Source organism: Micromonospora rosaria (genome assembly GCF_001567585.1).
Lineage (GTDB): Bacteria > Actinomycetota > Actinomycetes > Mycobacteriales > Micromonosporaceae > Micromonospora > Micromonospora rosaria.
Genome location: NZ_LRQV01000012.1, coordinates 1 through 16,552, shown reverse-complemented (window position 1 = coordinate 16,552; position 16,552 = coordinate 1). Strand labels below are relative to the sequence as shown.

General features: G+C 73.1%; 17 protein-coding genes and 1 pseudogene. 11 read left to right on the top strand and 7 right to left on the bottom strand.

What is annotated here, in order from left to right; all coding sequences use genetic code 11:
- Positions 1 to 2: 2 nt before the first annotated feature.
- From AWW66_RS05870 to ccsB, 5 genes are read left to right on the top strand one after another with little or no spacing between them, the layout of a single operon-like run.
- The gene (locus AWW66_RS05870; RefSeq protein ID WP_067360853.1) at positions 3 to 650 is read left to right on the top strand and encodes a histidine phosphatase family protein; all 648 of its coding nucleotides are present in this window, start codon (positions 3 to 5) and stop codon (positions 648 to 650) included.
- Positions 650 to 1,228 (top strand): TlpA family protein disulfide reductase, encoded by a 579-nt coding sequence (locus AWW66_RS05865; protein WP_067360850.1) that lies wholly within the window; start codon positions 650 to 652, stop codon positions 1,226 to 1,228. Before AWW66_RS05870 ends, AWW66_RS05865 begins: the two co-directional genes overlap by 1 nt.
- A complete protein-coding gene (locus AWW66_RS05860; protein WP_067360847.1) occupies positions 1,228 to 2,166 on the top strand; it encodes a cytochrome c biogenesis CcdA family protein in 939 nt (312 codons plus the stop codon). Before AWW66_RS05865 ends, AWW66_RS05860 begins: the two co-directional genes overlap by 1 nt.
- Positions 2,166 to 3,845 (top strand): cytochrome c biogenesis protein ResB, encoded by a 1,680-nt coding sequence (resB, locus tag AWW66_RS05855; RefSeq protein WP_067360844.1) that lies wholly within the window; start codon positions 2,166 to 2,168, stop codon positions 3,843 to 3,845. Before AWW66_RS05860 ends, resB begins: the two co-directional genes overlap by 1 nt.
- Positions 3,845 to 4,885 (top strand): c-type cytochrome biogenesis protein CcsB, encoded by a 1,041-nt coding sequence (gene ccsB / locus AWW66_RS05850; protein WP_067360842.1) that lies wholly within the window; start codon positions 3,845 to 3,847, stop codon positions 4,883 to 4,885. Before resB ends, ccsB begins: the two co-directional genes overlap by 1 nt.
- 13 nt (positions 4,886 to 4,898) lie before the next feature.
- On the opposite strand, the gene AWW66_RS05845 is transcribed toward ccsB, so the two are convergent.
- Both AWW66_RS05845 and AWW66_RS05840 read right to left on the bottom strand, forming a co-directional pair.
- Positions 4,899 to 5,207: a hypothetical protein gene (locus tag AWW66_RS05845; protein ID WP_067360839.1), complete on the bottom strand. Its 309-nt coding sequence runs from the start codon at positions 5,205 to 5,207 to the stop codon at positions 4,899 to 4,901.
- Positions 5,208 to 5,242: 35 nt separating this feature from the next.
- Complete coding sequence (locus tag AWW66_RS05840; RefSeq protein ID WP_067360837.1) at positions 5,243 to 5,464, bottom strand: helix-turn-helix transcriptional regulator; 222 nt, start codon at positions 5,462 to 5,464, stop codon at positions 5,243 to 5,245.
- 389 nt (positions 5,465 to 5,853) lie between these two features.
- Here AWW66_RS05840 and AWW66_RS05835 point away from each other — a divergent pair, with 389 nt between their 5' ends.
- The 3 genes from AWW66_RS05835 to mqnP all read left to right on the top strand — a co-directional run bounded on the left by AWW66_RS05835 (position 5,854) and on the right by mqnP (position 8,712).
- Positions 5,854 to 6,186 (top strand): hypothetical protein, encoded by a 333-nt coding sequence (locus AWW66_RS05835; RefSeq protein WP_245647939.1) that lies wholly within the window; start codon positions 5,854 to 5,856, stop codon positions 6,184 to 6,186.
- Between the two features lie 163 nt (positions 6,187 to 6,349).
- Positions 6,350 to 7,810: a menaquinone biosynthesis decarboxylase gene (locus AWW66_RS05830; protein ID WP_067360834.1), complete on the top strand. Its 1,461-nt coding sequence runs from the start codon at positions 6,350 to 6,352 to the stop codon at positions 7,808 to 7,810.
- Positions 7,810 to 8,712: a menaquinone biosynthesis prenyltransferase MqnP gene (gene mqnP, locus AWW66_RS05825; RefSeq protein WP_067360831.1), complete on the top strand. Its 903-nt coding sequence runs from the start codon at positions 7,810 to 7,812 to the stop codon at positions 8,710 to 8,712. The genes AWW66_RS05830 and mqnP overlap by 1 nt, the downstream gene beginning before the upstream one ends.
- 97 nt (positions 8,713 to 8,809) lie before the next feature.
- On the opposite strand, the gene AWW66_RS05820 is transcribed toward mqnP, so the two are convergent.
- Positions 8,810 to 9,808, bottom strand: a complete 999-nt coding sequence (locus tag AWW66_RS05820; protein ID WP_067360823.1) for a terpene synthase family protein — start codon at positions 9,806 to 9,808, stop codon at positions 8,810 to 8,812.
- A 162-nt stretch (positions 9,809 to 9,970) separates the two neighbouring features.
- Between AWW66_RS05820 and AWW66_RS05815 the strand changes: the two genes are divergently transcribed.
- Positions 9,971 to 10,600, top strand: a complete 630-nt coding sequence (locus AWW66_RS05815; RefSeq protein WP_067360820.1) for a UbiX family flavin prenyltransferase — start codon at positions 9,971 to 9,973, stop codon at positions 10,598 to 10,600.
- A 171-nt stretch (positions 10,601 to 10,771) separates the two neighbouring features.
- Here the strand turns inward: AWW66_RS05815 and AWW66_RS05810 are convergent, their stop codons facing one another.
- Positions 10,772 to 11,038 (bottom strand): BldC family transcriptional regulator, encoded by a 267-nt coding sequence (locus tag AWW66_RS05810; RefSeq protein ID WP_067360817.1) that lies wholly within the window; start codon positions 11,036 to 11,038, stop codon positions 10,772 to 10,774.
- A gap of 269 nt (positions 11,039 to 11,307) precedes the next feature.
- On the opposite strand from AWW66_RS05810, the gene AWW66_RS05805 reads away from it, so the two are divergent.
- Both AWW66_RS05805 and cds1 read left to right on the top strand, forming a co-directional pair.
- Entirely contained in the window at positions 11,308 to 11,766 is a 459-nt protein-coding gene (locus AWW66_RS05805; protein ID WP_067360813.1) for an Lrp/AsnC family transcriptional regulator, read from the top strand.
- Positions 11,767 to 11,834: 68 nt separating this feature from the next.
- Positions 11,835 to 12,926, top strand: a complete 1,092-nt coding sequence (cds1, locus tag AWW66_RS05800) for an L-cysteine desulfhydrase Cds1 (protein ID WP_067360810.1) — start codon at positions 11,835 to 11,837, stop codon at positions 12,924 to 12,926.
- Between the two features lie 147 nt (positions 12,927 to 13,073).
- On the opposite strand, the gene AWW66_RS05795 is transcribed toward cds1, so the two are convergent.
- From AWW66_RS05795 to AWW66_RS34240, 3 genes and pseudogenes are all read right to left on the bottom strand, one after another.
- Positions 13,074 to 13,694 (bottom strand): putative glycolipid-binding domain-containing protein, encoded by a 621-nt coding sequence (locus AWW66_RS05795; RefSeq protein WP_067360808.1) that lies wholly within the window; start codon positions 13,692 to 13,694, stop codon positions 13,074 to 13,076.
- Positions 13,695 to 13,839: 145 nt separating this feature from the next.
- Entirely contained in the window at positions 13,840 to 15,744 is a 1,905-nt protein-coding gene (locus tag AWW66_RS05790; protein WP_067360805.1) for a DEAD/DEAH box helicase, read from the bottom strand.
- 199 nt (positions 15,745 to 15,943) lie between these two features.
- A pseudogene (locus tag AWW66_RS34240) lies at positions 15,944 to 16,552 on the bottom strand (hypothetical protein); the annotation flags it as partial.

Genomic DNA, 16,552 nt, shown 5'->3' with positions numbered 1-16,552 from the left:
GCGTGAGCAGTACGGTCGTCCACGTGCTCCGGCACGGTGAGGTGTACAACCCCGGCCAGATCCTCTACGGCCGGCTACCCGGTTTCCGCCTCTCCGAACTGGGCGTGCAGATGGCCAAGGCCGCCGCTCAGGGCCTGGCCGAACGTGACGTGGTGCACGTGGTGGCCAGCCCGCTGGAACGGGCCCAGCAGACCGCCGAGCCGATCGCCGCGCAGTTCGGGCTGCCGGTCGGGGTCGACGAGCGGCTGATCGAGAGCGCGAACTGGTTCGAGGGCAAGAAGGTCTCCCCGGGCGACGGCTCGTTCCGCGACCCGCGCAACTGGTGGGTGCTGCGCGACCCGGTCACCCCCTCCTGGGGCGAGGCGTACGTGGTCATCGCGGAACGCATGTTCGCCGCCCTGCACGCCGCCCGGGTCGCCGCCGAGGGGCGGGAGGCGGTGCTCGTCTCGCACCAACTGCCGATCTGGACCCTGCGCCGGTACGTCGAGCGCAAGCGGCTCTGGCACGACCCGCGCCGGCGGCAGTGCGGGCTGGCCAGCCTCACCTCGTTCCACTTCGACGGCGCCAAGGTGGTCGGCATCGGGTACACCGAGCCGGCCGCCCACCTGATCGCGATGTCGCCGACCGCGCGGACGGCCAAGGGGGCCTGATGCGCGCCCGCAGGTGGATCACCGCGCTGCTCGCCGCCGCGACCGTCACGGCGGGCCTGGTCGGCTGCTCCGCCGAGCAGGGTGAGCAGCGGTGCACCAACACCGACGGCATCATCGAGTGTGCCCCCGAGGACCGGTCCACGGTCCCCGAGGTGACCGGTGAGCTGCTCGAGGGCACCTCGTACGACCTGGCCAGCACCCGGGGCCAGGTGGTGGTGGTCAACTTCTGGGGCTCCTGGTGCAACCCGTGCCGGGCCGAGGCCGACGACCTGGAGAACACGTACCAGGCCACCAAGGACTCCGGGGTCACCTTCCTCGGCATCAACGTGCAGGACGACCGGGACAAGGCCATCGCGTTCGAGGAGAGCTTCAAGGTCACGTACCCGAGCCTCTTCGACCCGGCCAGCCGGCTGGCGCTCCGCTTCGACATCGCGCCGAACAGCATCCCGGCCACCTTCATCCTGGACCGGCAGGGTCGGATCGCCACGGTGATCCGGATGGCGGTCACCGAGGAGCGGATCCTGCCCGCCGTCCAGAAGGTCGCCGCCGAGCAGGCGGCGCTGGCCGGTCCGGGCTGATGGGCGAGACGTTCCGGGAACTCGCCCAGAGCGGCCCGCTGCTGCTCGCCGTCGGCGCGGCGGCGCTGGCCGGGCTGGTCAGCTTCCTCTCCCCGTGCGTGCTGCCCCTCGTGCCCGGCTACCTCTCGTACGTCACCGGCCTGGCCGGCGCCGACCTGGAGGGCCGCCGGGGTGCAAGGAAGGGCCCCCTGTTAACGCCTCCGGTAGTAAAAGGGCCCCCTGCTAACACCTCGGCACCCGGTGCACCCGCCGCAGCGGCGGGCGGCGGCGTCGCCGTGCGCGAACGGGGCGGGGACGACCGGGCCGGGGACGACGCCGATCCGGCGGTGGAGACCCCGACGCGGGGACGGTGGGTGGCGGTCAAGGGCCGGGTCCTCGCCGGGACGCTGCTCTTCATCGCCGGGTTCACCGTGGTCTTCGTCTCCACCGCCGTCGTGGTCTCCCAGTTCGGCCGGCTGCTCTTCGAGTACGACCGGATCGTGGAGATCAGCGTCGGCTCGCTGATCGTGCTGCTCGGCCTCGGCTACCTCGGCGTGCTGCCCAGCCTGCAAGGACAGTTCCGGATCAGCCGGCTCCCCTCCGCCGGGCTGCTCGGCGCCCCGGTCTTCGGCGCGGTCTTCGCGCTGAGCTGGGTGCCCTGCGTCGGCCCGACGCTGAGCGCGGTGATCGGGATGGGCATGGTCGGTGGGCAGACCGACCGCGCGGTGGTCCTCGCGGTGGCGTACTGCCTGGGGCTGGGGCTACCCTTCGTCGTCTTCGGGCTGGGCTTCGAGCGGCTGCTCGGGGTCTTCACGGCGATCCGGCGCAACAGCCGGTGGGTCACCCGCGCCGGGGGCGCCCTGCTGATCCTGATCGGCCTGGCCCTGGTCACCGGCGGCTGGCAGGACTTCGTGATCTGGTTGCAGACCACCTTCGGGGTGGGCGAGGTGAGCATCTGATGACCGCCGTGCAGGACCGCACGGGCACCCCGGCACCGGCACCCCGGCGTCGGCCCAACCCGGTGCTGGCGCTGCTGCGCAACTCGTGGCGGCAGCTCACCAGCATGCGTACCGCGTTGTTGTTGCTCTTCCTGCTCGCGGTGGCGGCCATTCCCGGCTCGGTGCTGCCGCAGCGCGGGGTGAACCCGGAGGACGTGCGCGACTACTACGCCGCGTACCCGGATCTCGCCCCGGTGCTGGACCGGATCGGCGCGTTCGACGCCTTCGGCTCGGTCTGGTTCTCCGCAATCTACCTGCTGCTCTTCACCTCGCTGGTCGGCTGCATCCTGCCCCGGCTGCGCGACCACGTCCGCGCCCTGCGGATGACCCCGCCGGCCGCGCCGAAGCGGCTGGACCGGCTCCCCCAGCACGCGTTCCTCGCCGCCCCGGCCGGCGGCGCCGAGGCGATCGCCGCCACCCTGCGCAAGCGCCGCTGGCGGGTCGCGGTGCGCGGCGACGAGGTCTCCGCCGAGAAGGGGTACCTGAAGGAGACCGGCAACCTGATCTTCCACCTGTCCCTGGTGGCGGTGCTGATCGCCTTCGCGCTCGGGTCGTGGTACGGCTGGAGCGGCAACCGGCTGCTGGTGGCCGGCGAGGACAAGGCGTTCTGCAACACCCGGCAGCAGTACGCCGAGACGGACATCGGCCCCCGGGTCGCCGACGCCGACCTGCCCGGGTTCTGCCTGACCCTGGAGGAGTTCGAGGCCCGCTTCCTCGCCGACGGCCAGCCGGAGTTCTTCAACGCCCGGGTGGGCGTGGAGGAACCGGGCCGGGAGCTGCGCAGCGCCGACTTCTCGGTGAACTCGCCGCTGCGGCTGGACGGGGCCAACGTCTACCTGCTCGGCCACGGGTACGCGCCGGAGATCAGGTACACCGACCGCAACGGGCGGGCCCAGACCAGCATCGTGCCCTTCCTGACCACCGGGGACATGGGGCTGACCAGCGAGGGGCTGGCCGCCTTCCCGGACGTCAACGTCGACCCGGCCACCGGGGAGCGCAACCCGGAACTCCAGATGGCCTTCGAGGGGATCTACCTGCCCACCGCGCCGCAGGAGCCGCCGTACGTCCGCTCCGAGTACCCGACCGAGCGGAACCCGGCCGTGTTCCTCATCGGGTACCGGGGCAACCTGGGGTTGGACGCCGGCATCCCCGGCTCGATCTACCGGCTCGACCAGCGGCAGGTGACCACCGGCAAGCTCACCCAGCTCGGCGAGGCGAAGCTGCTGCGCCCCGGCGAGAAGTGGACCCTGGACGACGGCACGTCGGTGGAGTTCCTCGGCACCCGGCGCTACATCACGCTCTCCGTCCGGCACGACCCCGGCTCGACGATGATGCTGGTGAGCTGCGGCTTCCTGCTGGTCGGGCTGCTGGGCTCACTGTTCGGCCGGCGTCGTCGGGTGTTCTTCCGGGTCGGCGCGGCCCCCGCGAGTGGATCTCCGACGGGCAGTAGTAGTTTGGTCGAGGCCGGTGGCCTTCCGCGCACCGACCACCCCGGGTTCGCCGACGAGTTCGCGGCTCTCGTCGCCGCGATCGGTGACGGCGGTCGGGCGGGTACGCCGACCGGCGTGGACGGCGACACCGGGGCCGGCACGGGCCGGGCCGACCAGGACCGGGCCCGGACGCGAGAAGGGACCGAGTGATGGCCGCGCTCTCCGACCAACTGGTGTCGATCGCGATCCTGCTGTACCTGGCCGCGATGATCTCCCACGCGGTCGAGTACGCGCTCGGCAACGGGCGTGCCATCGCCCGTCGTGCGGCCCCCGCCCGGGAACTGGTCGGCGCGGGCGTCGCGGCGGGTGGTGCGACCACCCCGACCGGCGCTGACCTCGGCGTCGGCGTCGGGAAGGAGCCGGTGACCGGCGACGCGGACACGACGACCGGCGACGCGCCTGCTGGGGCCGGCCGGAAGAGGCCGCCGGGGCAGCGGGCGCGGCTGGCCGGCCGGATCGCGGTCGTCCTCACCGGGCTCGCCACCGTGCTGCACCTGGCCGCGCTGATCACCCACGGCATCGCCGCGAACCGGATGCCCTGGGGCAACATGTACGAGTTCGTGCTGACGGTCTCGTTCATCGGGGCCGCCGCCTGGCTGGCGGTGCTCTGGAAGCTCCCCGCGCTGCGTGGTCTCGGGCTCTTCCTCACCCTGGTCATGGTGCTGCTGCTGGCCACCGCCGAGCTGGTGCTCTACGTGCCGATCGTGCCGCTGGTCCCGGCGCTGAACTCGTACTGGTTCATCGTGCACGTCTCCACGGTGGTCTTCGCCTCCGGCCTGTTCCTGCTCGGGGCGGTCCCGGCGGTGGCGTTCCTCATGCGCAACGGGTACGAGCAGGGCCGGCGCAGCTTCCCGTACACCCTGGCGAAGCGGCTGCCGGCGGCGGCCAGCCTGGAACGGCTCACCTTCGGCCTGCACGCCTTCGCCTTCCCGGTCTTCACCTTCGCGGTGATCGCCGGGGCGATCTGGGCCGAGGCGGCGTGGGGCCGGCCGTGGGGCTGGGACCCCAAGGAGGTCTGGTCCTTCATCTCCTGGGTGGTCTACGCCGGGTACCTGCACGCCCGCGCCACGCCGAGCGTCAAGCGCAACGTGGCCGCCTGGCTGGCCGTGCTCGGCTTCCTCACCGTGCTGATGAACCTGTTCGGCGTGAACATCTTCTTCGAGGGCCTGCACTCGTACGGCGGCCTCTGAGCCACCGGGCCGCCTACGGCGCGTGCGGACCTGGGGTGTCCGTCCTCCCCGCAACAGTGGCGGTTTTCCGACGCGACACGCCGGTGGCGGCGTCGGTTCCCGCGCACCGCTCCGGCAACTGGCCCGCTCGGTGCCGGGGAGTGGTGAGGACCTGCTCGACCTGGCGGGTCACCTGGTAGGCGACTTCTGGCACGTCGGCCAGCTCGATCCGCTCGGCCCGGAGCGCGAGTTGGGCGTGCAACTCCCGGGCCACCGCGTCGCGGACCTTGACCAGCAGCGGCGAGAGGCCGTCCGGCTCCCCGCAGACGTACGCGTCCGACACGACTGCACCGTATTGGCTCGCCGGGCGGGCCGCAATCAGCCCGGCTCGTCCTCGTCCGTCGACGGTCGGGGCTGACGGTACGCGGCGATGTACGCCTCCACGTCCGACCGCAGCCACACCGAGCCGACCGACAGTGTTTGGAAGGGGCGGGGAAAATTCGGATGCATCGCGATGGCTCGGAACCGTGACCGACTGACGCCCAACATCTTCAAGATTTCGCCTGCGGCGACGAGTGGGCCCGGCACCTCATCGGTCATAACCAGAAGGTAGAACAGCGCGTTCGCGTCTCGATTGACACGTGAACAAAAGCACGCTAATGGCAACGCGCTAACTCGGATACGTCGTACAGGACGTGCTAACAGGCACGCGTCAACATTGACACGGGGGGTAACCGAGGGTGTTGGATCGGTGGCGCGGTGCCCCCGGTCTGGTGGAGCGGAGCTCGGCGGGCCGGGGTGCCGCGACGATCCCGCCCAGCCCCCGGAGGCAGGCCCGTGACGAGCGACAAGGCACCCGTACTGATCCGATGCTCGTGGGTCGTGCTGGCGTACCACCGGCACCGGCGTTGCGGGGCGTGCCGGCTGGGCGGCTGCCCCCGGGTCGAGCTGGCCCGGCGGCGAATTCGGGCCTGGCGGCGGTACGGCTCGTGACCGCCGGATCGGTGCGCCTCGGGGCCGCGGCGACGGTCCGGGCGGGAGACGTGCACGTGACCCGGGCCGCGAGCGTTCAGTTCGGCCGGCGGCCGATCATGTTCCGGCTGATCCGGGTCAAGGCCGACTGGATCACCTACGACGGCTGGGTCTGGCTGGACGGGTACGAGCTTGACGAGCGGGGGAACGCGACCGCCCGGCGCAGCATCTTCGTCCAGTGGGCCGGTCTCCGCCTGATGTCGCCACCGTCACCACCCGCCCGCGACCGCCAGGGCCGCCACCCGGACCAGCGCCCGAAGCGCTCCTCCGCCCCGTCGCGTGAACGGTAGGCGGGCGTCCGAGAGCTCCCCGCGCCTTTGGGCGGTCGACCACCCGCCCGGCCCCGCTGGGCAGCCCGGTGCATGTCATGTGAGAAGGGGACCCTTCTCTACCGTATGCGTTAACAGGGGGCCCTTCCTTGCACGTCCAGGGTGGTGGGGGAGACTGGCGGGCATGGCGGCTCGTGGGTTCCCGTACACCGATCTGAAGGACTTCCTCGCGGCGTTGGAGAAGGCGGGGGAGCTGCGCCGGGTGAGCGTCCCGGTGGACCCGACGCTGGAGATCAGCGAGATCGTCACCCGGACCGTACGGGCGGACGGGCCGGCGCTGCTCTTCGAGCGGCCGACCCGGGGCGAGATGCCGGTGGCGATCAACCTGTTCGGCACCGAGAAGCGGATGGCGATGGCGCTCGGGGTGGAGAACCTCGACGAGATCGGCGCGCGGATCGGCGAGATGCTCAAGCCGGAGCTGCCGCAGGGCTTCTCGGGCATGATGGGCGGCCTCGGCAAGGTCATGCAGCTCAAGTCCATGCCGCCGAAGAAGGTCAAGACCGCCCCCTGCCAGCAGGTGGTGTACCGGGGCGACGACGTCGACCTGAACCGGCTCCCGGGGCTGAAGGTGTGGCCGGGCGACGGCGGGATCTTCCACAACTTCGGCCTGACCCACACGAAGCACCCGGAGAGCGGCAAGCGCAACCTCGGGCTCTACCGGCTCCAGCAGCACTCGGCGAACACCATCGGCCTGCACTGGCAGATCCACAAGAACTCCACCGCGCACCACGCGGTCGCCGAGCGGCTCGGGCAGCGGCTGCCGATCGCGATCGCCATCGGCGCCGACCCCGCCGTCGCCTACGCGGCCAGCGCGCCGCTGCCGGCCGACATCGACGAGTACCTCTTCGCCGGGTTCCTGCGCGGGGAGCGGGTCGAGATGGTCGACTGCCTGACCGTGCCGCTCCAGGTGCCGGCGCACGCCCAGATCGTGCTGGAGGGCTACATCGAGCCGGGCGAGCGGCTGCCGGAGGGCCCGTTCGGCGACCACACCGGCTTCTACACCCCGGTCGAGCCGTTCCCGGTGATGCACATCGAGTGCATGACCATGCAGCGTGACCCGGTGTACCACTCGATCGTCACCTCGCAGCCGCCCCAGGAGGACCACGGCCTCGGCAAGGCCACCGAGCGGATCTTCGCCCCGTTGCTGCGCTTCCTGATCCCGGACATCGTCGACTACGACCTGCCGGCCGCCGGGGTCTTCCACAACTGCGCGATCGTCTCCATCCGCAAGCGGTACCCCAAGCACGCGCAGAAGGTGATGAACGCGATCTGGGGCGCGCACATGATGTCGCTGACCAAGCTGATCGTGATCGTCGACGAGGACTGCGACGTGCACGACTACAACGAGGTCGCCTTCCGCGCCTTCGGCAACGTCGACTACGCCCGGGACCTGCTGCTCACCGAGGGGCCGGTGGACCACCTCGACCACGCCTCGTACCAGCAGTTCTGGGGCGGCAAGGCGGGCGTCGACGCGACCCGCAAGCTGCCCGAGGAGGGGTACCACCGGGGCTGGCCGGAGGAGATGACCATGGCGCCCGAGGTGGTCAGCCTGGTCGACAAGCGCTGGCAGGAGTACGGCCTCTGATGGCCGCCACCGTCGAGGCCCCCGGGCGGGTACGGGCGTTCCTGAACCTGGTGGCGATCGAGCACTCCGTCTTCGCGCTGCCCTTCGCGTACCTGTCGGCGTTGACCGCGATGCAGGTCGACGGGGGGCGGGTCCGCTGGCTGGACCTGCTGCTGATCACCGTGGCGATGGTCGGCGCGCGGACCTTCGCGATGGCCGCCAACCGGATCCTCGACCGGCAGATCGACGCCCGGAACCCGCGTACCGCGAACCGGGAACTGGTCACCGGGGCGGTGAGCGTGCGCACGGCCTGGACCGGCGCGGCGGTCGCGCTGGTGGTCTTCCTCGCCGCCGCCGCCCTGCTCAACCCGCTCTGCCTGGTGCTCGCGCCGCTCGCGGTGGTCCCGCTGGTCGTCTACCCCTACGGCAAGCGGTTCACCAACTGGCCGCACGCGATCCTGGCGGTCGCCCAGGCGGTCGGGCCGGTCGGCGCGTGGCTCGCGGTCACCGGCACCTTCGCCGGCTCCTGGCCGGCCTGGCTGCTCGGCGCGGCCGTCGGCCTGTGGATCGGCGGGTTCGACCTGATCTACGCCTGCCAGGACACCGAGGTGGACCGGGAGATCGGCGTGCACAGCGTGCCGGCCCGGTACGGCAAGCGGTTCGCGCTGCACGCCTCCACCGTGGCGCACGTGGTGACGTTCGGCCTCTTCGTCTGGTTCGGGATGCTGGTCGGCTTCGGCTGGCTCTGGTGGGTCGGCCTGCTGCTCACCGCGGTCGCCTTCGGGTACCAGCACGTGGTGGTCACCCCGACCGACCTGAGCCGGGTCAACCGGGCGTTCTTCACCGCCAACGGCTTCGTCGGCATCGCGCTGTTCGTCTTCGCCCTGCTGGACCTGGTGGTCCGGCTCGGCCTGCGCCCCTGACGGCCCGCCGGCCCGGTCCTCCCCGGCCGGTGCCGGTGTCCCCGGTGCCGGCGTGCCCGGTCGCCCCCGGGCCGTGCCGGTGTGCCCGGTTCCGGGGTTAACAAGGGGCCCCTGCTCTACCGGAAGCGTTAACAGGGGGCCCTTCCTTGCCGTAGCGGGCGCTTTCGAGGGTCCAGTCGATGGTGCCCCGGACGGCGTGCGCGACCCCGTCGAGGTGGGCGCTGACCGCCGCGTCCAGCGCCGGCCCGAACGACGGCACCTCGGCGCGCAGGGTGAGGAACCGGGCCATGGCCGCCCGCCACCGCTCGGCGACCAGTTCCACGGCGGCGCGGACCGGCACCCGCCGCTCGGCGGCGACCGCCAGGACCAGGTTCTGCCCGCCGGAGGTCAGCCGGTCCCGCTCCAGCGAGGCCAGGTCGTTGTACCAGGAGAGCAGGTCGTTGCCGAGGTCGCCGACCCGGCGCAGGGCCGGGTGGTGGTACACCGGCTCCGGCAACGGCCGGCCGGCGACGAACTCGACCAGCGGGTACGACACGTACGCCGCCGAGGTGGCCCGGCGCAGGCGCACGTACTCGTCGACCCCGGGGGTGTGCCCCTCGGTCCGGTTCACCGCCTCCCGCCAGACGCCGTCGAGGTGGTGCCCGACCGCGTCGGCGAACCGCACCCGCCAGTGGTACGGCATCCGGCGGCGGGGCTCCCGCCACGCCTGCACCAGGAGCCGGCGCAGCGGGCCGGTGACGCCCGGGTGCGGCAGCCGGGGACCGTGGCGCAGCAGGTACAGCGTCCCGTCGCGCAGGGCGCGGATCCGCTCCGGCGGCAGCGCGGCCGGCCCGTCGCAGGCGTCGTCCACCAGGAAGAACCAGGTGAAGAGGACGGTGATCACCCGGAGGTCGGCGACGCTGGCGTCCGGGTAGAGCCGGCAGGCGTACCCGGCGAACCGGGCCCGGTCCAGCCGGCGCAGGGCGGCGGCGTCCAGCGGCAACCCCAGCTCGCCGAGCCGGTCGGTCGACCACCGCTGCACGTCGTCCACCTGCGTCGCGCAGCGGGACGGCAGGGGACAGTCGGACGCCAGCTTCCGGAGGATCTCGTCGACCATCGGTGTCCTCCCCGTGCGGCCCCGATCGCCCTCGCAGCATGACAGGCGCCCGGCGCAGCCGGACATCCGGGCACATGAGCCCCACGATGACCAGCGGATACGGGTACGGGTCGACGGGGGGTGGCCGCCGGGCGGCCGACGGCACCAGGCACGCTTGACGGTATGCGCGAACCATGGGTGGTCGGGGTCTCCGGTGCGTCCGGCACCCCGTACGCGGCGGCCGTCGTACGCGGACTGCTCGACGCCGGTGCGCCGGTGGACCTGATCGTCTCCCGGGCGGCCCGACTGACCATTCTCGACGAGACCGGTCGGCCGTTCCGGGACGGGCACTGGGCCACCGACCTCGCCACCTGGCTCGGCCGGGACCTGGCCGACGCCGACGTCCGGCACTGGCCCGCCGGTGACCTGGCGGCCGGGCCGAGCAGCGGCTCCTACCGGGTACGCGGCATGGCGGTCGTCCCGGCCAGCACCGCCGCCTGCGCCGGCATCGCCATCGGCCTCTCCAAGGACCTGTTGCAGCGGTCCGCCGAGGTCAACCTCAAGGAGCGCCGCCCGGTGGTGGTGGTGCCCCGGGAGACCCCGGTGACCCGCAGCCACCTGGAGCACCTGATCGCGTTGCACGACGCCGGTGCGGTGGTGCTCCCGGCCAGCCCCGGCTTCTACGGAGCCGGGGCGGCGGCGTCGGCCGCGCAACTGGTCGACTTCGTGGCGGGCAAGGTGCTGGACGCGCTCGGGGTGCCGCACACCCTCTTCCGGCGCTGGTCCGGCGAGCTGGGCGCGGCCCGCGCCTGAGCGCGCCGCCCCCGACGGTGGGTGCCCCGACGGTGGCCGCCGAGAGGGCGGACCTGGCCAACCAGGGCCCGTCCCGACGGACGACCCGGCCCGGAGACTCGCCCCCGCCGGAAGCGGGGCCGGGCCCGGCCCCACCACCGGCCCGGCCGCGGACCCGGCTCCGCGCCGGTGTCAGTACATGCCGGCGTTGGCCGGCCCCGGCCCGGTCGAGGTCGCCGGGCCCACGTTGCGTGGCTTGCCGACGTCCTCCGCCTCGTCCAGCATGCCCTCGCCTTCCAGCAGGGCTCGTACCTCGGATTCCCGAAACCGACGATGCCCACCTGGAGTCCGGATGCTGCCTATCCGGCCGGCCGCCGCCCATCTCGTCACAGTCTTCGGGTCCACCCGAAACAGCGCGGCGACCTCACCCGGTGTCAGCAGGCGATCTCCAGTGTCCACAGCCCCCTCCTCGCGTCGACGAAGCCCTCGGCTGAACACACTGCCCCCGGCTGGTGCGAGCCCAGAGCCGTCATGAGGGACGTATGGCAATTACAGCACCGGCGACCAGGCCTGTCCGCCAAACGTGAAAAATGCACGGAGTGGGAAGTTCGTCAATGGTGCCGGCCGTATCGCCTGCTCACCGAAGGTCGGCGGGCGGCGACTCCCGGTCAGCCACGCCGGCAGGCGCGTGCCGCCCGCCCCGCCCGTACCGTTAGGGTCTGTAGGCCGTGGACGCGATCGACCAGAGCCTTCTCGAACTGCTGCGCGGCAACGCCCGGCTCTCCTACGCCGAGCTGGCCCGTCAGGTCGGGCTCTCCGCCCCGGCGGTGCACGAGCGCGTCGGCAAGCTGGAGGCCAGCGGCGTGGTCCGGGGGTACCGGGCCGAGGTGTCGCCGGAGGCGATCGGGCTGGGTGTGACCGCCCTGATCGGGATCGTCGAGGACTCCGGCGGCGACACCGACGACGTGCTGGAGGCGTTCCGGGCGATGCCCGAGATCGAGTCCTGCTACTTCATGGCCGGCGTGGAGTCCTTCCTGCTCAAGGCGCGGGTGGGCACCATCGCCGAGCTGGAGCAGCTTATCGTCCGGCTGAACCGGACGCCCGGGGTGGCCTCCACCCGGACGGCCGTCGCCCTCTCCACCAAGTGGGAGAACCGTCCCCAGCCGGTGCCCGCACCACCCGCCTGACCCGACGCCCCCGGGCCGTGCCCGTGGGCGAAGGTGAGCATGACTCGAATACTTGTTACGTTTCCCGGGTGACACATCTGGACCGGGGCGACGAGGCCAGCCGAGCGTGGGTCACCGAGGCCATCGCCGCGGTCGAGGCCGACGCCAACCGGTCCGCCGACACCCACCTGCTGCCCTTCCCGCTCCCCCGGGCCTGGGGGATCGACCTGTACCTCAAGGACGAGTCGGTGCACCCGACCGGCTCGCTCAAGCACCGGCTCGCCCGCTCCCTGTTCCTGTACGGGCTCTGCAACGGCTGGATCGGCTCCGGCACCACCATCGTCGAAGCCTCCTCCGGCTCGACCGCCGTCTCGGAGGCGTACTTCGCGCGGATGCTGGGGCTGCCGTTCATCGCGGTGATGCCGGCCTCCACCTCGCCGGAGAAGATCGCCCAGATCGAGTTCCAGGGCGGCCGGTGCCACCTGGTACGGGACCCGGCGCGGGTGGTGCTGGAGGCCCGCTGGCTGGCCGAGGACTCCGGCGGGCACTTCATGGACCAGTTCACCTACGCCGAGCGGGCCACCGACTGGCGGGGCAACAACAACATCGCCGAGTCGATCTACGCCCAGTTGGCGCTGGAGCGGCACCCCGTACCGGACTGGATCGTGGTCGGGGCCGGCACCGGGGGGACCAGCGCCACCATCGGCCGGTACGCCCGGTTCCGCCGGCTGCCGACCAAACTCTGCGTGGTCGACCCGGAGAACTCCGCGTTCTACCCGGCCTGGCAGGCCGGGGACTGGTCGCTGCGCACCGGCCGGGGCTCCCGTATCGAGGGCATCGGCCGGCCCACCGTGGAGGCGTCCTTCCTCCCCGCCGTGGTGGACCGGATGGTCCAGGTCCCCGACGCGGCCTCGCTGGCGGCGATGCGCGCCGGTTCGACCGTCCTCGGCCGGCGGGTGGGCGGCTCGACCGGTACCAACCTCTGGGGCGCCTTCGGGCTGATCGCCGAGATGCTGGCCGCCGGGCGTACCGGCTCGGTGGTGACCCTGATCTGCGACGCCGGCGACCGGTACGCGGACAGCTACTACGCCGACGACTGGGTGGCCGCCCAGGGCCTCGACCTTGCCCCGCACCTGGCCACCGTCGACCGCTTCCTGCACACCGGCACCTGGCCGGCGTGAAAGGAAGGGCCCCTTCTTAACGCATACGGTCGAGAAGGGAACCCTTCTCACACACCCCCGGCAGCGGCGCGGGGCGGCGCGGCGGGGCGGGGCGGGGCGGCGGCACGACCGAGGGCGGCCGGGGGCGGCCGGGGGCGGGAGTCGGGCTCAGTCGGTGGTGGCGCGTTCGGCCAGGCCGGGGTAGCGCAGGACGTAGCCGGCCGGGTCGACGTCCAGGTCGGCGGTGAAGGACTCGCTGGCGAACCGGACCCGCCCCGGACCGACGGCGGTGTAGACCTGCTCGGCGGGGATCACCAGCAGGCCCGGCACGAGTACCCAGGCGACCGTGATCCGGTGCTCGGTGCCGGCCGGGGCGTCGGTCAGCCCGAGCCGGCGTACCGGCAGGATGTTGAAGAGCGCCGACCCACCCAGGTCGACGTCGACCGCGTCGGCCAGCCGATCCGGGTCGTCGGTGCCGGGCAGGCCGGCGGTCGGGTGACCGGCGGCGGCGAGGATCCGGTCGAGGTCGCCCTCCTCGTGGGTGGTCACCCGCCACCCGTCGGCGGACCGGTCCAGCCGCAGGCTGCGCAGCCAGTCCGCGCCCTGCGTCTCCACCTCGACCCGTTCGGTGCCCCAGTCGGCGCCGGTGGTGAGCGTGTACCGGCAGGTGTAGGGGATCGGGTCCACGGCCAGTTGGGTGCCACGCGCGGCCAGGCCCTGGTCGTCGCCGACGAGGGCGTGCTCGGCGCCGGCGGTGTCCGTCCGGCGCCAGAAGAGCGACGTCGCCATGGTTCCGGACGTTACGCCACCCGGCCGCCGCCGGCAGGTGATGCGCGAACGCCGTCGCGGAGGCGTCTCCGCGACGGCGTCGGGCCGCCCCCGGGCGCCCACCCTGGGGCGGCCCGGGAGTCGGCCGGTCGTGCGCTGGCCGGTGTCAGTGGGTACGGGCCGGCGGTCGCCCGCCGAAGCCGCGCCGGTCGTCACGGGGCCGGTCGTCCCGGCCACGGCCCTCCGGCCGGAAGCCGCTCCGCCGCTCGCCCCGGGGGTCGCCCGCCCGCTCGGCCCGGTCGCCGTAGCGCCGCTCGCCCTGCGGACGGTCGGTGAAGCGGCGCTCCTCCCGGGGCCGGTCGCCGTAACGCCGTTCGCCCTGCGGCCGGTCGCCGACGTGGCGCTCCCCGTGGGCCCCGTAGCGGCGCTCACCCTGGGGCGCGTCGCCGTAGCGGCGCTCACGCTGGGGTGCGTCGCCGTAGCGCCGTTCCCCGTGGGACGCGTCGCCGTAGCGGCGCTCGCCCTGGGGTGCGTCGCCGTGGCGGCGCTCGTCGCGGGGGCGGTCCACCGGGGTACGGTCGCGCCACGGCCGGTCGCCGGCACCCCGGTCGTCGAACCGCCGTCCCGGCCGGTCCCCCGAGCGGTACTCGTGCCGGCCGTCCTGGCCGGGGCCCTGGTGGCCGTGGCCGCGTTGGCCGGGGCCGTCGTACTGCCGGCCGGGCCGGTCCTCCGGGCCGCCGTAGCGACGACCGCCCGACTCGCCGTGACGTCGGCCGCCGGCCGGGTCGCCGAAGCGCCGGCCGCCGGGCCGGCGGGGCGAGGGCTCGTCGCGCACCGGTACGCCGCTCGGCTCGCGGGCACCGATCAGCTCGGCCAGCGCCGGGTCACCCGCCCGTACCTTGGTCTGCTCCGGGGCGACCCCGGCCTTCTCCAGCATGGCGAGGGTGGTCCGACGCTGCTTCGGCAGGACCAGGGTGGCCACCGCGCCCGACTCGCCGGCGCGGGCGGTCCGCCCGGCCCGGTGCAGGTAGTCCTTCGGGTCCTTCGGCGGGTCGACGTGCAGGACCAGCGAGACCCCGTCCACGTGGATGCCCCGGGCGGCCACGTCGGTGGCGACCAGGACGTTCATCCGGCCCTCGCGGAACTCGGCCAGGGTGCGGGTACGCATCCGCTGGGTCTTGCCGCCGTGCAGCCCGCCGGCCCGTACGCCGACCGCCGCGAGCTGCTCGACCAGCCGGTCGACGCCGAGCTGGGTACGGGCGAAGACCATGGTCCGGCCGTCCCGGGCGGCGATCGACGCGGCCACCGCGAACTTGTCGTGCGGCGGGATGAGCAGCATGTGGTGGTCCATGGTGGACACGGTCGCGGTGGGCGGGGCGGTGGAGTGCGTCACCGGGTCGGTCATGAACCGCTGGACCAGGGCGTCGACGTCGCCGTCCAGGGTGGCCGAGAAGAGCAGGCGCTGGGCCGTGGCCGGGGTCTTCGCCAGCAGGTCGGTGACCTCGGGCAGGAAGCCCATGTCGGCCATCTGGTCGGCCTCGTCGAGGACGGTCACCTCGACGTCGTCCAGGCGGCAGACCTGCCGGGCGATCAGGTCGGCGAGCCGGCCCGGGGTGGCCACGACGACCTCCACGCCGCGCCGCAGCGCGTCGATCTGCCGGTCGTACGGCACCCCGCCGACGGCGGTCTTGAGGAACACCCCGACCGCCTTGCCGAGCGGTACCAGGGCGTCGTTGACCTGCATGGCGAGTTCCCGGGTGGGGACCAGCACGAGGGCCCGGGGATGCAGTGGCCGGGCCCGCTCCCCGGCGGCGACCCGGGCGAGCACCGGCAGGCCGAAGGCGAGGGTCTTGCCGGAGCCGGTCTGCCCCCGGCCGAGGACGTCCCGGCCGGCGAGGGCGTCCGGCAGGGTGGCCCGCTGGATCTCGAACGGGGTGGTGATGTCCTGCCGGGCCAGGGCCCGGACCAACGGCTGCGGCAGCCCCAGGGCGGCGAAGTCGGTGCTGTCGTCCGGGGTCGCCGGGCGGTCGAAGGCGGACGGGAGCGTGCTGGGATCAGCAAAGGTGGTCAAGTAATGCCTTTCGAGCGGGGCGCATCTTCGCGATGGCCCGCTGCGGCTGACAGCGCCGCCGGTTCGCCAGCAAGATCGCCCAGGGGCGCGCACGGGCGCGCCGGGTCAGTGATCACGACAAGTGTACGGCGGTGTCGCGGATGTGCCACGGGGCCGTCGGGCGGTAGTGGGCGGACTCACCACCCGACCGCGCCCCCGGTCAGCCCAGCAGGCCGTCGAAGAGCCCGCTCATCAGGTCGCTGGCGAGCAGGAACACCAGCACGCTGACCCCGACCAGCAGGGCGAGGGAGACGGTCAGCACGACCACCACCCGGGTGTTGCGGGACCGCTGGTTCGGCGGGTCGGACCAGCCCTGGGAGAGGATGTGCCCGGTCAGCGAGCCGGAGTTCTCCACCGGGTTGCCCACCGGGAACGCGACCGTGTTGAACCCGGGCCCGTCGGTGACGCTGCCGTACGCGGCGGTGGCCAGGTCCGGCCCGCCGTCGTACCGGCCGCCGGCACCGGGCGACGCCGACCAGGCGGGGTTCCCCGCCGGTCCGTCGGCTGCGGTCGGGCCGGTGAAGGAGGCCGCCGGGCCGGTGACCGGGGTGGGCGGCGGGATGCTGGCCGCGCCGGTGACCGGGGTGCCGAAGCCCAGGGGGCCGAAGGTTCCGGCGCCGGAGGTCGGAGCACCGGAGGCCGGAACACCGAAGGTCGAAGCACCGAAGGTCGAAGCTCCGGAAGTGGGAGCGCCGGAAGTGGGAGCGCCGGAGGTCGGGGCGGCGGAGGTCGGGGTGGCCGGGATCGGGGTGGCCGGGATCGGGGTGGT

Coding starts and splice junctions, on each gene's coding strand:
- ccsB (WP_067360842.1), top strand. CDS start 3,845: ATGGCCGCGCTCTCCGACCAACTGGTGTCGATCGCGATCCTGCTGTAC.
- AWW66_RS05840 (WP_067360837.1), bottom strand. CDS start 5,464: ATGACCGATGAGGTGCCGGGCCCACTCGTCGCCGCAGGCGAAATCTTG.
- AWW66_RS05815 (WP_067360820.1), top strand. CDS start 9,971: ATGCGCGAACCATGGGTGGTCGGGGTCTCCGGTGCGTCCGGCACCCCG.
- AWW66_RS05860 (WP_067360847.1), top strand. CDS start 1,228: ATGGGCGAGACGTTCCGGGAACTCGCCCAGAGCGGCCCGCTGCTGCTC.
- mqnP (WP_067360831.1), top strand. CDS start 7,810: ATGGCCGCCACCGTCGAGGCCCCCGGGCGGGTACGGGCGTTCCTGAAC.
- AWW66_RS05830 (WP_067360834.1), top strand. CDS start 6,350: ATGGCGGCTCGTGGGTTCCCGTACACCGATCTGAAGGACTTCCTCGCG.
- resB (WP_067360844.1), top strand. CDS start 2,166: ATGACCGCCGTGCAGGACCGCACGGGCACCCCGGCACCGGCACCCCGG.
- AWW66_RS05795 (WP_067360808.1), bottom strand. CDS start 13,694: ATGGCGACGTCGCTCTTCTGGCGCCGGACGGACACCGCCGGCGCCGAG.
- AWW66_RS05865 (WP_067360850.1), top strand. CDS start 650: ATGCGCGCCCGCAGGTGGATCACCGCGCTGCTCGCCGCCGCGACCGTC.
- AWW66_RS05820 (WP_067360823.1), bottom strand. CDS start 9,808: ATGGTCGACGAGATCCTCCGGAAGCTGGCGTCCGACTGTCCCCTGCCG.